This window comes from Pseudomonas sp. GW821-FHT02A08 (assembly GCF_059422045.1).
The window spans coordinates 23,529-38,451 of the sequence record NZ_JBWKWD010000025.1; the positions used below are offsets into that span (position 1 = coordinate 23,529).

Sequence of the window (14,923 nt, forward strand, 5' to 3'; positions counted from 1 at the left end):
TTCCATCGCGGGCAAGCCCGCTCCCACAGGTATTGCATCGTCCATGTGGGAGCGGGCTTGCCCGCGATGAAGTCACCTCGATTTTCTTGAATGACAACCTTCCGGACACTCGATGAAACGCTACGAAAAATTCGCCGACGACATCGCAGAACTGATCCGCTCCGGCGTCCTGGGTCCCGGCCAGCGCGTGCCGTCGGTGCGATACGCCAGCCAGACCTACGGGGTCAGCCCTTCCACGGTGTTCCAGGCCTACTACCTGCTGGAACGTCGCGGCCTTATCCGCGCCCGCCCGCGTTCCGGCTACTTCGTCAACGCCCATGCGCCCCGGCCGTTTTCCGAGCCAGTGATCAGCAATGAGGTCAACGAGTCCACGGAAGTCGACGTCAGCGAACTGGTATTTTCGGTGCTCGATTCGATCAAGGACCCGAACACCGTGGCCTTCGGCTCGGCGTTCCCCAGCCCGACGCTGTTCCCCCTGCAACGCTTGTCCCGCTCCCTGGCCAGCGCCAGCCGCGAGATGGACCCGCGCATGGTGGTCACCGACATGTCGCCCGGCAACCCGCAACTGCGCCGGCAAATCGCTCTGCGCTACATGGTCGGTGGACTGATGCTGCCCATGGAAGAACTGCTGATCACCAATGGCGCCCTGGAAGCCCTCAACCTGTGCCTGCAAGCGGTGACGCAACCTGGCGACCTGGTGGCCATCGAAGCCCCGGCGTTCTACGCCTGCCTGCAAGTGCTCGAACGCCTGAAACTCAAAGCCGTGGAAATCCCCGTGCACCCGCGCGACGGCATCGACCTCGGCGTGCTCGAACAAACGCTTGAACGCCATCCGATCAAGGCCTGCTGGTGCATGACCAGCTTCCAGAACCCCATGGGCGCGACCGTGCCCGAGGCCAAGAAACAGCAGCTAGTGGAACTGCTGCGTCGCCACCAGGTGCCGCTGATCGAAGACGACGTCTACGCCGAACTCTATTACGGCCAGCAGGCGCCGAAACCGGCCAAAGCTTTTGACACTGAAGGGCTGGTGATGCATTGCGGTTCATTTGCCAAGAGCCTGGCCCCCGGATACCGCATCGGCTGGGTCGCCGCCGGGCGTTTTGCGCAGAAGATCGAACGCCTGAAACTCATGACCTCGCTGTGCGCCTCGATGCCGGCCCAGGCCGCCATCGCCGATTACCTGCAACATGGCGGCTACGACCGGCACCTGCGCAAGTTGCGCCACGCCCTGGAAGACCAGCAAAGCGCCATGCTCGCCGCCATCGCCCGGTATTTTCCCGCGCAGACACGGGTGAGCCAACCGGCCGGCGGGTACTTTCTGTGGCTGGAATTGCCGGAGCAGATGGATTCGTTGAAGTTGTTCCAGATGGCATTGGCCCAAGGCATCAGCATTGCACCGGGGCCGATCTTTTCACCGACCCAGCGCTTCAGGAACTGTATTCGGTTGAATTACGGCAGCCCGTGGACCGAGGAATCGGAGAAGGCGATGGAGACGTTGGGGCGGATTGTGCGGTCGTTCTGATAAACAGGCGTCGCCCGGTCAAATGCCTTCGCGGGCAAGCCCGCTCCCACAGGGTTACCTGGTGTACGCAAAGTCTGTGAACACCCGAGATTCCTTGTGGGAGCGGGCTTGCCCGCGAAGAGGCCGGCACTGACAACGCAAACCTCAGATCAACGCCCACCACCAAGATCAACAAAAGTCCCGGTCGCATAGGAAGCCTTGTCCGACAACAACCAGACAATCGCTTCCGCCACTTCATCCGGGCGCCCGCCCCGGGCCATGGGAATCGCCGACTCGAGTTTGCTGACCCGATCCGGATCGCCGCTCAAGGCATGAAAATCGGTGTAGATGTAGCCCGGACGCACAGCGTTGACGCGAATCCCCTCGCCCGCCACTTCCTTGGACAGGCCTATGGTGAAGGTGTCCAGCGCGCCTTTGGACGCCGCGTAATCCACGTACTCGTTGGGAGCCCCCAAGCGCGAGGCGACCGACGATACGTTGACGATGCTGCCGCCCTGCCCGCCGTGCCTGGGCGACATGCGCAGGATCGCGTGCTTGGCACAGAGAATCGGCGCCAGGACGTTGGTTTTCATGATTTTGAGAATGCGGAACTCGGACATCTCGTCGACCCGGGACTTCTGCCCGACGGTGCCGGCGTTGTTCACCAGCGCGGTGACCCGCCCCAGTTCACTGTCCACCCGATGGAACAGCGCGATGACTTCGTCTTCGATGCTGACGTCGGCCCGTACCGCAATGGCTTGCGCACCGAGGGCGCGGACTTGCTCCAGCACGCCGAGTGCGGCCTGTTCGTCCGCCTGATAGTTGATGCAGATCCGATAGCCCTGCGCGGCGGCCAACAGAGCGGTGGCCGCACCAATGCCGCGGCTGCCGCCGGTGATGACGATGACTTTGTCCATGCGAGCTTTTCCCCCAATCAAAGCTTAAGCGGTCGGGGGCAAGAATAACCGCCATTGGCGGTTTTTGCATGGCTACACGTCAGCTGTCATGTCATCGACATTTCACGCTCGGCACTGGCTTTAAGCTGTTCGACCAATTGCTCGCCGCGATGGATTTCCATCATGAAACCTGCGGCCGGCAGCGGATGCCCCAGCAGGTAGCCCTGCAACGAATCACAACCGAGTTGCGTCAGGAAGTCCTGCTGCACACCGGTTTCCACGCCTTCGGCGACGATGCGCAACCCCAGCGCCTGGCCGAGGGCGACGATGGCCGACACGATGGCGGCGTCGTCGCTGTCGCGCTCCAGGTCCCGCACAAACCCCCGGTCGATCTTCAGCTCGTTGGCCGGAAGGCGCTTGAGGTACATCAAGCTCGAATAGCCAGTGCCAAAATCGTCGATGGACAGGTCGACGCCCATTTCCGACAGTTCCTGCAGCACCGTCATGCTCGCGTCGGCATCGCTCATGGCGGTGGTTTCAGTGATTTCCAGGGTCAGGCTGTTAGCCGGCAGATGGTGAGCCGCCAGGGCCTTGGCGACACTCTGGACCAGCCCGGAATGACAGAACTGGATGGCCGAAAGGTTCACCGCGATGCGCCAATCGGTGTAGCCCAGCACGTACCACTCGCGCATCTGACGGCAGGCTTCGTTGAGCACCCACTCGCCGATTGGAATGATCAGCCCGGTTTTTTCCGCCATTTCGATGAATTTGTCCGGCAACAGCATGCCTTGCGTCGGGTGCTCCCAGCGCAACAAGGCCTCGGCGCCCACCGGACGGCCATTGGCGGCGTCGAACTTGGGCTGGTAATGCAGGCTGAATTGCTGCTGTTCCACGGCATTGCGCAAGTCTTGCAGCAATTGCAGCTGTTTGCGGGCGTTGCTGTTCATCGAAGCGTCGAAAAAGCTGTAGCCGTTTTTACCCGCGCCCTTGGCGTGATACATCGCCGCGTCGGCATTCATCAGCAATTCATGGGCGGACTGGCCGTTACCCGGGTAGAGCGCGATGCCGACACTCGCGGAAATGTGCAAATCATGTTCGGCAACCCGGAACGCGCGCGCGATCATCCCGACCTGACGGGCCGCCAGGTTCAAGGCGTCGTTCTGTTCGCTCAATCGCACCAGCAACACGAACTCGTCGCCGCCGATGCGCGCCAGAGTGTCCTGGCTGCGCAAGTCTTCGCGCAGGCGCACGGCTACTTCACGCAACAGCAGATCACCCATGTGGTGGCCGAAGGCATCGTTGACCGGTTTGAAGCCGTCCAGGTCGATGAACATCAGGGCAAAGCACCCCCCCTGTTCCCGGACCCGCGACATGGCCTGATCGATTCGATCGGCGAGCAACGTCCGGTTCGGCAACCCGGTGAGAGTGTCATGCAAGGCCAGTTGGGTCAGTTCACGGTTGGCCTCGGTCAGAGACCGGGCCAGGCTCGCGGTGCGAGCCTCCAGGCGTGCATCGAGGATCGAGGTCAGCAAGGCAATGCTCAGCACCGCCAACGTGGTGATCAGCACCAGGTTGTCCAGGCCATTGCCGCTCAATCCATTGACCGCTGCGCCGCAAAAACTGCCGTCGGCAAAGCGTGCGGCGGCCATCCCGGTGTAGTGCATGCCAACGATGGCGATACCCATGATCACGGCGGCACCGCCACGGATCAGACGGACATAAGGTGTGTGCTGGCGCAGACGGAAAGCGATCCACAATGCCGCGCCCGAAGCACCGACCGCGATCAGCAGCGAGGCGCCGAACAGAGTCGGGTCGTAGTCGATGCCCGGTTGCATGCGCATGGCGGCCATGCCGGTGTAGTGCATCGCGCTGATGCCGGCGCCCATGACCAACGCGCCAAAGGCCAGTTGCCAGGCCGGCAATTGCGGCTGGCTGACCAGCCACAGCGCAAAACCGCTGGAAAGCACGCCGATCAGCAGCGACAACAGGGTGATGGTGCCGTCGTACCCAAGATCGATCGGCAGCTTGAACGCGAGCATGCCGATAAAATGCATCGACCAGATGCCGATGCCCATGGCAACGGCTCCGCCCGCGGTCCACAAATGCACGGCGCGGCCTTTGGCGGTGGCAATGCGTCCGGTCAGGTCGAGTGCGGTGTATGAGGCGAGAATCGCTACGCAGAGCGAAATGATGACCAGGGTGGGGGAATAGCTGCCGATGAGCATGGAGACTTCTCGCGAACGCCCCCCTTGTTAGTGGCTTTCATTCTCGGGTGGGGGCAAATGCGGCGATTGTACTGATTCCAAATGAGAACGCACCCACAAAATGAGCAAAGGGCCATCAGTCCGATGAAACGCTTGTTTTAAGGTTTTACATTAACTCGCGTCAAGCTGCTGGCGCCTGCCACAAGGAAGGAGTCGAGAGCACAAAACCTGTGGGAGCGAGCTTGCTCCGGGCGGCGTTCCGACGATAGCGGTGGGTCAGGCAACATCCATTCTGAATGTGACGCAGCCATCGCGAGCAAGCTCGCTCCCACAGGGATTGCGCTAACGGTTTTCGCTCACCTCAAGCTGCCCGTCCCAGCCACCTCCCAACGCGGCAATCAACTGCACGCTGGCGATCAGGCGGCTTTGCAACAGGTCGAGGTTGCTGCGCTCATTGCTCAGCGCCGCGGCCTGGGTCACCACCACATCGATATACGCGATCAAACCGGCCTTGTACTGGTTCTGGGTCAGGCGCAACGATTCCCGGGCAGCATCCAGTGCCTGTTGGCGCACGACGGCTTCGTCCTCGAGCACCTTGAGTTGCACCAGGAAGTTTTCCACCTCGCGGAACCCGTCCAGCACGGTCTGTCGGTATTTGGCCACCGTTTCGTCATAGGCCGCTTCACTGCGGTCGACTTCCGCCGAGCGCTGGCCGCCGTCGAACAGGGTCATGGCCAATTGCGGTCCGACCGACCAGAAGCGGTTCGGCAGGCTGATCCAGTTGGCATAGGTGCTACTGCTGTAACCGCCGTTCATGTTCAGGGTCAGGTCGGGGTAATAGGCGGCCTTGGCCACGCCGATATTGGCGTTGGCGGCCATCACCGAGCGCTCGGCCGACGCGATGTCCGGGCGACGCTCCAGCAACTGCGAAGGCAATGCCGGCGGCACTTGCGGCAACTGCGGGATGTCCTGGCTTTCCGCCAGGCTGAACTGCGCCGGCGGCAGGCCGATCAGCACGGCGATGGCGTTCTCGAACTGGGCGCGTTGCCAGATCAGGTCGACCATATCGGCTTCGGTGCCTTTGAGTTGCGTCTGGGCCTGGGCCACCGCGTCCTTGCCCGATACGCCTGCGCGGTACTGGTTCTCGGTCATTTTCAGCGAACGCCGATAAGCCTCGACCGTGTCCTGGAGCAAGCGCTTCTGGCCATCGATCACCCGCAGTTGCAGGTAATTCTGCACCAGCTCCGACTGTTGGCTCAGGCGCATGGCCGCCAGGTCGGCAAAGCTTGCCTGGGCATTGGCGGTGTCGGCTTCCAGGCCCCGGCGCAGCTTGCCCCATACGTCCGCTTCCCAACTGACGCCCGCCTGGGCCGAGTACGTATCGCGAATGCCGCTGGACGAACTGCTCAGGCTGGAGTTGCTGCTACCGGTACCCTGGCTTGAACGGTTCTTGCTGACGTTCAGGTCCACCGTCGGGAAAAACGCACCCCGTGCGCTGCGCACCAAGGCCTGGGCCTGGCGGTACTGCGCTTCGGACTGGGCGACAGTCTGGTTGGCGCTGTTGAGTTTTTCGATCAGGTCGTTGAGCTGCCGGTCGCCATACAACTCCCACCACGCGCCACGCGCCAGGGCATCGCTGGGGTTGGCCTGACGCCAGCCCTCTGCCGCCTTGTATTGCGCAGGTTCGGCGGTTTGCGGGCGCTGGTAATCCGGGCCGATGGCGCAGGCACTGAGCATCGCCACGCACAGTGACAGGCTCAACAGGCGCGAGCCTCGGGCCGTGATCAGCGGTGCAGCCAGGTTGAAAAGCGAACGGTCAGTCATAGCGGAGTTTCCAGGGCAGCATCGGTACGCACCCCACGCCATTTATTGAAGCGATGGCGCAGTTTGTCGAGATAGAGGTAAACCACCGGGGTGGTGTAAAGCGTCAGCACCTGGCTGAAGATCAGCCCGCCGATGATGGTCAGGCCCAGCGGCTGGCGCATTTCCGCCCCTTCGGCGCGGCTGAGCAGCAACGGCAAGGCACCGAGGATCGCCGCCAGAGTGGTCATCAGGATAGGTCGCAGGCGTTGCAGGCAGGCGCTGCGGATCGACTCCAGCGGGGCCATGCCCTGGCTTCGTTCCAGCTGTAACGCCAGGTCGATCATCAGGATCGCGTTTTTCTTCACCACGCCGATCAGCAGAAACAGCCCCAGCAACGAAATCAGGCTGAACTCGCCGCCCAGCGCGTAGATCGACAGCAATGCGCCGACCCCGGCCGACGGCAGGGTCGAGAGAATCGTCAGCGGGTGTATGTAGCTTTCGTACAGCACCCCCAAGACCAGATACACCGCCACCAGCGCCCCCAGAATCATCCATGGCTGACTTTTTTGAGTCGCCGCGAAAGCGTCGGCCGTGCCGGCCATTTTCGCGATCACGTCCTCTGGCAGGCCGACCTTGGCAATCGCCCGCTCGATGGCCGCACCGCCCTGCTCCACGGTCACGCCTTCGGCCATGTCGAAGGCAATGCTTTCCGAAGCAAACTGGCCTTCGTGGCTGACCCGGTCGTTTTCCAGGCTGTTTTCGTAATGGGCGATGGTCGACAGCGGGATCCGCGCGCCGTCAGCGGTGATCACCTGGACCTGCTTGAGGGTGATCGGGTCCTGGGCGTATTTCGGATTGACCTCCATCACCACCTGGTACTGGTTGAGGCTGTCGTAGATGGTCGAAATCTGCCGCTGGCTGTAGGCGTTGTTCAGCACCGCCGTGACCATGTCCATGTCGACACCCAGGCGCTTGGCCTGGTCACGGTCGACGATCAGGGTCACTTGCCGGGCGCCCCGGCCTTCCCGCGCATCGATCGCCGTCAGCTCCGGCAAGGCCTTGAGCGCGGTGACGACTTTCGGGTACCACTCGCGCAATGCCCCCAGATCCCCGCTCTGCAGGATGTACGAGTACTGCGAGGTGGTCTGCTCGCGACCGCCACCGAATTGCAGGTCCTGGTCCGCCATGAGCATCAGTTGTGCCCCGGGAACCTTGGGCATTTCCTTGCGCAGGCGTTCGATGACTTTCTGTGCGGAAATGCTGCGCTCCTTGATCGGCTTCAGGCGCACCAGCATGAAGGCGTTGTTGGTGCCGTTGTTGCCGCCAATAAACCCGGCGACGCTTTCTACCGCCTCGTCCTTCAACACCGCCCGGCGGAAAATCTCCATCTTCGGCTGCATCACGCTGAACGACAGGCCGTCGTCGCCGCGCACGAAACCGATCAGCTGGCCGGTATCCTGCTGCGGTAAAAATGTTTTAGGAACAACAATATACAGCGCAATATTCACACCAATTGTCACGAACAGACTGAACAAGGTCAGGCGCTTGTGGCGCAACACCCAGTCGAGGCTGGTGGCGTACTTGCCGACCATCCAGTCATTGGTCCGTCGGCTCCAGCGTTGCAGGCGGTTCTCCTGCCCCGGCGTGTGCGGCTTCAGCCAGCGGGCGCAGAGCATCGGCGTCAGGGTCAACGACACCACCAGCGAAACCACGATGGCCGCCGCCAGGGTGATGGAGAATTCGCGGAACAGGCTTTCAATGATCCCGCCCATGAACAGGATCGACAGGAACACCGCCACCAGCGACACGTTCATCGACAACAAGGTAAAGCCGACTTCCTGGGCACCGAGGTAGGCGGCCCGCATCGGCCGCACGCCTTCATCGATGTGCCGGGAAATGTTCTCCAGCACCACGATGGCATCGTCCACCACCAGTCCGGTGGCCAGGATCAGCGCCATCAGCGACAGGTTGTTCAGCGAAAAACCGTAGAGGTACATCACGGCAAAGGTGCCGACCAGCGACACCGGCACCGCCAGGGTCGGGATCAGCGAGGCGCGGAAGTTACCGAGGAACAGGAACACCACCAGGATCACCAGCGCCACGGCGATCAGCAGGGTCATTTCCGCTTCGTGCAGCGTGGCCTTGATCACCGGAGAACGGTCCATGGCCAGGTTCAGCTTGACGCTGGCCGGCAGCACCGCCTGCAACGCCGGCAATTGCGCCTTGATCTCGTTGACCGTCTCGATGATGTTGGCGCCGGCCTGCCGGTTGATCACCAGCAGTACCGCCGCGTCATCGTTGAAGAAACCGCTGTTGTAGCGGTCCTCGACGCCATCGCTGACCTTGGCCACATCCTTCAGGCGCAGGGCCGCGCCACCGTTGTAGTGGATGATCAGCGATTCGTAGTCCCGGGCTTTTTCCAACTGGTCGTTGGCCTGGACCTGCCACAGCCGCTGAGCGTCTTCCACCGAGCCCTTGGGCCGGCGCACGTTGGCATTGGCGATGGTGTTGCGCACATCGTCCAGGGCCACGCCGTATTGGTTCAGCGACTGCGGTTCGAGCTCGATACGTACCGCCGGCAACGAACTGCCACCGATCTGCACTTCACCGACACCCTGCACCTGGGACAGGCTCTGGGACAGAATCGTCGAGGCCAGGTCATAGAGCTGGCCTTTTTCCAGCACATCCGACGTCAGCGACAGCACCATGATCGGCGCCTGGGACGGGTTGACCTTCTTGTAGGTCGGCATGCTGCGCATCCCGCTCGGCAGCAGGGTGCGCGAAGCATTGATGGCCGCCTGCACTTCCCGCGCCGCGCCGTTGATGTCGCGGTCCAGGTCGAATTGCAGGATCACCCGGGTCGAACCCTGGCTGGAGCGGCTGCTCATGGTGTTGACCCCGGCAATGCTACCGAAGGAGCGCTCCAGCGGCGTGGCCACGGTCGACGCCATCACCTCGGGGCTGGCCCCGGGCAGGCTGGCCTGGACCACGATCACCGGAAAGTCCATTTGCGGCAGTGGAGACACGGGCAGCAAGCCGAAGCTCACGCCGCCCAACAGCATGATCGCCAGTGAAAGCAGCATGGTTGCCACGGGGCGTTTGATGAAAGGTCCCGAGAGATTCATCGATGACTGCTCCCGGCACCAACCCGCAAGCCCTGCTGCCCCCCTGTGGGAGCGGGCTTGCTCGCGAAGAGGACCTTGCATTCAACAGCCCTGTCGACTGACCGGACGCCTTCGCGAGCAAGCCCGCTCCCACAGGTTATGCAGGCCGTCATACCGCCGTCTCCTGAGCACCGGTCTTGCCAAAGCGCCGACCGAGACGATCGAAATACAGGTAGATCACCGGCGTAGTGAACAGGGTCAAAACCTGGCTCAGCAACAGGCCGCCGACCATCACCAGACCCAGCGGCTGGCGCAGTTCCGCGCCGGAACCGGTGGCCAGCATCAACGGCACGGCACCGAACAGCGCGGCCAAAGTGGTCATCAGGATCGGCCGAAAACGCAGCAAGGCCGCCTGATAGATCGCCGTTTGCGGGTCCATGCCCTGGTTGCGCTCGGCGTCGAGGGCGAAGTCGATCATCATGATCGCGTTCTTCTTCACGATGCCGATCAGCAGGATGATGCCGATGATCGCGATCATGCCCAGGTCGTTGCCGCTCAGGATCAACGCCAGCAAGGCGCCCACCGCCGCCGACGGCAGGGTCGAGAGAATGGTGATCGGGTGGATGTAGCTCTCGTAGAGCACGCCCAGCACGATGTACATGGTCACCACCGCCGCCAGAATCAGCAGCAAGGTGCTCGACAGCGAGGCCTGGAACGCCTGCGCCGCACCCTGGAACTGGGTCTGCACGCCAATCGGCATGCCGATGTCCTTCTGCACCTGCTCGATGATCTCGACCGCATGCCCCAGCGCCACGCCGGGCGCCAGGTTGAAGGACATCATTACCGCCGGGAACTGGCCGATGTGGGTGATCGCCAGTTGCGCCTGACGCTCTTCGATGTGCGCCAGGCTGGACAGGCGCACCTGCCCGCCATCGGTGGTCTTGACGTGAATCTGGTTCAGCGCATCCGGGCCGATCTTCTCGCCGGACTGCGATTGCAGCACCACGCGGTACTGGCTCGCCTGGGTGTAGATCGTGGAAATCTGCCGCTGACCGAAGGCGTCGTACAACGCATCGGTGATGTTCGACACCGACACACCGACCCGGGACGCCGCATCGCGATCGATCACCAGATAAACCTGCAAGCCCTTGTCCTGCAGATCGCTGGCAACGTCGGTCAGTTCCGGCCGTTCGACCAAGGCTTCGACCAGGCGTTTGCTCCACAGGCTCAGCAACTCCGAGTCCGGCGACGACATGCTGAACTGGTACTGCGTGCGGCTGACCCGGTCTTCGATGGTCAGGTCCTGCACCGGCTGCATGAACAGGCGGATGCCGACCAGTTTGTCCAGTTCCGGTTGCAGGCGGGCAATCACTTGCGTGGCGCTCAGGTCACGGTCGTGGTGCGACTTGAGGTTGATCAGCAAGCGACCGCTGTTGAGGGTCGAGTTGTCGCCATCCACGCCAATGTAGGAAGACAGGCTCTCCACCGCCGGGTCGGCAAGGATCACCTTGGCCAGTTCCTGCTGGCGCTCGCTCATGGCGGCGAAGGAAATCGATTGCGGCGCTTCGGAAATGCCCTGGATGACGCCGGTGTCCTGCACCGGGAAGAAGCCCTTGGGCACCACCATGTACAGCAATACCGTCAGCGCCAGAGTGCCAATGGCCACCATCAAGGTCAGCGGCTGGTGCTTGAGTACCCACTGCAATTTGCGTCCGTAGGCGGCGATCATCCAGTCGATGAACGCACCGCTGGCACGGTAGAAGCGGCCCTGCTCTGATTCCTTGGGTTCACGCTTGAGCAACCGCGCGCACATCATCGGCGTCAGGGTCAGGGAAACCACCAGGGAAATCAGGATCGCCACCGCCAGGGTGATGGCGAACTCGCGGAACAAGCGCCCGACCACGTCCGCCATGAACAGCAGCGGGATCAGCACGGCGATCAGCGACAAGGTCAGGGATATCAAGGTGAATCCGATCTGCTTCGCGCCCTTGAGCGCCGCGTTCAGCGGGCTGTCGCCTTCCTCGATGAATCGGGAAATGTTCTCCAGCATGACGATCGCATCGTCCACCACAAAACCGGTGGCGATGGTCAGGGCCATCAGGGTCAGGTTGTTGACCGAAAACCCTGCCAGGTACATCACGCCGAACGTACCGATCAGCGACAGGGGCACGGCCACCGACGGAATGATCGTGGCGCTGGCGCGACGCAGGAACAGGAAGGTGACCATGACCACCAGGGCGATGGCGATCAGCAATTCGTGCTGCACGTCCTTGACCGAGGCGCGGATGGTCTGGGTGCGGTCGGTCAGCACCACCACGTCGAGGCCGGCCGGCAGGTTGTCGGTGATGCTCGGCAGCAGGGCCTTGATCCGGTCCACCACCTCGATCACGTTGGCGCCGGGCTGACGCTGGATGTTGAGCAGCACGGCCTGGTTCTCGTTGGCCCACGCGGCCAGACGCTCGTTCTCGGCACCGTCGACGATTTCCGCCACGTCCTTGAGGCGCAACGGCGCGCCATTGGCGTAGGCCAGGATCAGGTTGGCGTAGTCCTCGGGCGACGTCAGTTGATCGTTTGCATCGAGCATCGAGACCCGGGTCGGGCCGTCGAAGTTGCCCTTGGGCTGGTTGACGTTGGACGCGCCGATCAGGGTGCGCACGTCCGACAGGTTCAGGCCATTGGCCGCCAGGGCCTCGGGGTTGACCTTGATGCGCACAGCCTGACGTTGACCGCCGGCAATGCTGACCATGCCGACGCCGCTGATCTGGGCGATTTTCTGCGCCATGCGCGTATCGACCAGGTCGTTGAGTTTGGGCAGCAACATGGTCTTGGAGGTGATGGCCAGGGTCAGCACCGGCGTGTCGGCCGGGTTGACCTTGTTGTACACCGGCGGTGCCGGCAGGTCCTTGGGCAACAAATTGGTCGCGGCATTGATCGCCGCCTGCACTTGTTGCTCGGCCACGTCCATGTTGATGTCGAGACTGAAACGCAGGGTCAGCACCGACGCCCCGCCGGAACTGGTGGAGGCCATTTGCGTCAGGCCAGGCATCTGCCCGAACTGGCGCTCAAGCGGCGCGGTCACCGCACTGGTCATGACATCCGGGCTGGCGCCGGGGTACAGGGTCATGACGCGAATGGTCGGGTAATCGACCTGGGGCAGCGCCGACACCGGCAGCAGCCGATAGGCGATGACGCCGGCCAGGATAATGGCCAGCATGCTCAGGGTGGTGGCTACCGGGCGAAGGATGAACAGCCGCGAGAGATTCATGCGCCGCCCTTTTTCGCCTTGTCGGTGGTCGCAGGCTCAGCCGCGTTGACCGCCGACTTGCCTTGCAGGTGTTCGGTCGGCGTGGTCGGCACGTCCTGGCTGTCGTTGACCACCTCCACGTCGCTGCCGTCCTTCAGGCGGTCGGTGCCTTCCAATACGACCCGGTCGCCCGCCGACAGGCCTTCGGTGATCACGGTGTTCACGCCGTCACTGGCGCCGACTTTCAACTGACGTATCTTGACCTTCTTGTCACCGTCCAGGGCGTAGGCGAACGTGCCGTTCGTGCCGAACTGGATCGCGGCTGAAGGCGCCAGCACTACGTCTTTGAGGGTGTCGGCCAACAGGCGCACGTTGACGAACTGGTTGGGGAACAGCGACTGATCGCGGTTCTCGTAACGGGCCTTGAATTTCAGGGTGCCGGTGGTGACGTCGATCTGGTTGTCCAGGCTCTGCAGCACGCCGGTGGCCTGGAGTTTGGTATCGCCGCGATCCCAGGCTTCAGCCGGCAATTTGGCACCGCTGCGATAACGGGCAAGCACGGTGTCGAGGCTGTTTTCCGGGAGGGTGAAGGCCACGCTGATCGGCTGGGTCTGGGTGATGATCGCCAGTGCTGTGGTGTCGTTGGCCGCGACCAGGTTGCCGACGTCCAGTTGACGCAGGCCGACGCGACCGGTGATCGGTGCGCGGATCCTGGTGAATTCGAGGTTGAGTTTGGCGTCGTTCACCGCTGCCTGATTGGTCTTGACCGTGCCCTGGAACTGACCGACCAGCGCTTCGGCGGTGTCCAGGGTCTGTTTGGCAATACTGTCTTCCTTGTAGAGGCCGCGATAACGCTCGACATCGACCTGAGCATTCTTCAACTGCGCCTGATTCTGCAGCAAGGTGCCTTCGGCCTGGAGCAAGGCGTTCTGGTAAGGGCGCGGGTCGATTTCGGCCAGCAGGTCACCGGCCTTGACCATCTGCCCTTCTTCGAAATAGATCTTGACCAGCTCACCGCCGACGCGGCTGCGCACGTTGATGGTGTTCAGCGCCGTGACCGTGCCCAGCGCCTTGAAATACAGCGGGAAGTCACCCTTGACTGCAGGAGCCACTCGCACCGGTACCGGCCCGGACGCGCCACCGAACCCTGGGCGCATGCCGCCCGACCTGCCGGTATGCCCGGCGACGGCTTTCTGCCCCGCAGCCTCTTTGGGCGCAGCGCTGCCGGGCCAGAATTTCCAGCACAGGCCAGCGATGACCAACAGGACAAGCAGGCCGAACAGCCAACGACGAGGACTACGGGAAGCGGAGGATTGCATTGAGTGATCAACCATTGGGCGCGTGGGCTTTTTTTACATGAGGCTGAACGATAAGCACTGGCGGGTTTTAAGCAAAGCGCCTTTACCGGCAATTTACCTTTGGCTTACGTAACAGGAGTTTTGTGTAAGACACTGAAGCACAAATGAAAACGGCCTGGACAGGGCCAGGCCGTTAAACATTGTAAAGCTACGCTTATTTCAGAACAGCAAGTGCCGCTTCATAGTTCGGCTCGTCAGCGATTTCGCCAACCAGTTCGCTGTGCAGCACGTTGTCGTTCTCGTCCAGAACCACCACGGCACGGGCGGTCAGGCCCTTGAGCGGGCCGTCGGCGATGGCAACGCCATAGTTCTGGATGAACTCGGCACCGCGCAGGGTCGACAGGTTCTGTACGTTTTCCAGGCCTTCGGCGCCGCAGAAACGGGCCTGGGCGAATGGCAGGTCAGCGGAGATGCACAGCACGACAGTGTTGTCGACGCTGCCGGCCTTGGCGTTGAACTGGCGCACCGAGGTGGCGCAGGTCGGGGTGTCGATACTTGGGAAGATGTTCAGTACTTTGCGCTTGCCGGCAAAGTCTTTCAGGGTCACGTCGGACAGATTGCCGGCAACCAGGGAAAAGGCTGGCGCCTTGGAACCGGCTTGTGGCAGTTGGCCGTTGACTTGAACCGGGTTGCCTTTGAGAGTGACTTGAGCCATGAACGGAGTCCTTCTGACGTTGGTTTGGATAATTTTGACCAGGCCGAAGTTAACCACGAAATTGTCCGACGACCTATGGCCAATCATAAATTGTCATGTATCAGCGCACAAAACTGGATACAAACGCTTTCTCACTCACTGCAAGACCCTGTGGGAGC

The 14,923-nt window shown here is 62.1% G+C and carries 8 protein-coding genes; 1 reads left to right on the forward strand and 7 read right to left on the reverse strand.

Going from position 1 to position 14,923, the window contains the following annotated elements; genetic code table 11:
- The first annotated feature begins 112 nt into the window (after positions 1–112).
- Positions 113–1,522, forward strand: a complete 1,410-nt coding sequence (gene mapR / locus AC07W4_RS18040; RefSeq protein WP_495033382.1) for a GntR family transcriptional regulator MpaR — start codon at positions 113–115, stop codon at positions 1,520–1,522.
- A gap of 149 nt (positions 1,523–1,671) precedes the next feature.
- Here mapR and AC07W4_RS18045 read toward each other — a convergent pair whose 3' ends face one another.
- The 7 genes from AC07W4_RS18045 to tpx form a co-directional block, all read right to left on the reverse strand.
- Entirely contained in the window at positions 1,672–2,418 is a 747-nt protein-coding gene (locus AC07W4_RS18045) for an SDR family oxidoreductase (RefSeq protein ID WP_008049447.1), read from the reverse strand.
- 86 nt (positions 2,419–2,504) lie between these two features.
- The gene (locus AC07W4_RS18050; RefSeq protein ID WP_495033383.1) at positions 2,505–4,622 is read right to left on the reverse strand and encodes a putative bifunctional diguanylate cyclase/phosphodiesterase; all 2,118 of its coding nucleotides are present in this window, start codon (positions 4,620–4,622) and stop codon (positions 2,505–2,507) included.
- A gap of 321 nt (positions 4,623–4,943) precedes the next feature.
- Positions 4,944–6,425 (reverse strand): efflux transporter outer membrane subunit, encoded by a 1,482-nt coding sequence (locus tag AC07W4_RS18055; protein WP_495033384.1) that lies wholly within the window; start codon positions 6,423–6,425, stop codon positions 4,944–4,946.
- Positions 6,422–9,529, reverse strand: a complete 3,108-nt coding sequence (locus AC07W4_RS18060; protein ID WP_495033385.1) for an efflux RND transporter permease subunit — start codon at positions 9,527–9,529, stop codon at positions 6,422–6,424. The genes AC07W4_RS18055 and AC07W4_RS18060 overlap by 4 nt, the downstream gene beginning before the upstream one ends.
- A 148-nt stretch (positions 9,530–9,677) precedes the next feature.
- Positions 9,678–12,773: an MdtB/MuxB family multidrug efflux RND transporter permease subunit gene (locus AC07W4_RS18065; protein ID WP_495033386.1), complete on the reverse strand. Its 3,096-nt coding sequence runs from the start codon at positions 12,771–12,773 to the stop codon at positions 9,678–9,680.
- Complete coding sequence (locus tag AC07W4_RS18070; protein WP_495033387.1) at positions 12,770–14,086, reverse strand: MdtA/MuxA family multidrug efflux RND transporter periplasmic adaptor subunit; 1,317 nt, start codon at positions 14,084–14,086, stop codon at positions 12,770–12,772. The genes AC07W4_RS18065 and AC07W4_RS18070 overlap by 4 nt, the downstream gene beginning before the upstream one ends.
- Positions 14,087–14,264: 178 nt before the next feature.
- Positions 14,265–14,765 (reverse strand): thiol peroxidase, encoded by a 501-nt coding sequence (gene tpx, locus AC07W4_RS18075; protein ID WP_007996495.1) that lies wholly within the window; start codon positions 14,763–14,765, stop codon positions 14,265–14,267.
- Positions 14,766–14,923: the final 158 nt, after the last annotated feature.

What these genes read in the sequence shown, in the direction of transcription:
- mapR (WP_495033382.1), top strand. Translation starts at nt 113, where the DNA reads ATGAAACGCTACGAAAAATTCGCCGACGACATCGCAGAACTGATCCGC.
- AC07W4_RS18045 (WP_008049447.1), bottom strand. Translation starts at nt 2,418, where the DNA reads ATGGACAAAGTCATCGTCATCACCGGCGGCAGCCGCGGCATTGGTGCG.
- AC07W4_RS18050 (WP_495033383.1), bottom strand. Translation starts at nt 4,622, where the DNA reads ATGCTCATCGGCAGCTATTCCCCCACCCTGGTCATCATTTCGCTCTGC.
- AC07W4_RS18055 (WP_495033384.1), bottom strand. Translation starts at nt 6,425, where the DNA reads ATGACTGACCGTTCGCTTTTCAACCTGGCTGCACCGCTGATCACGGCC.
- AC07W4_RS18060 (WP_495033385.1), bottom strand. Translation starts at nt 9,529, where the DNA reads ATGAATCTCTCGGGACCTTTCATCAAACGCCCCGTGGCAACCATGCTG.
- AC07W4_RS18065 (WP_495033386.1), bottom strand. Translation starts at nt 12,773, where the DNA reads ATGAATCTCTCGCGGCTGTTCATCCTTCGCCCGGTAGCCACCACCCTG.
- AC07W4_RS18070 (WP_495033387.1), bottom strand. Translation starts at nt 14,086, where the DNA reads ATGGTTGATCACTCAATGCAATCCTCCGCTTCCCGTAGTCCTCGTCGT.
- tpx (WP_007996495.1), bottom strand. Translation starts at nt 14,765, where the DNA reads ATGGCTCAAGTCACTCTCAAAGGCAACCCGGTTCAAGTCAACGGCCAA.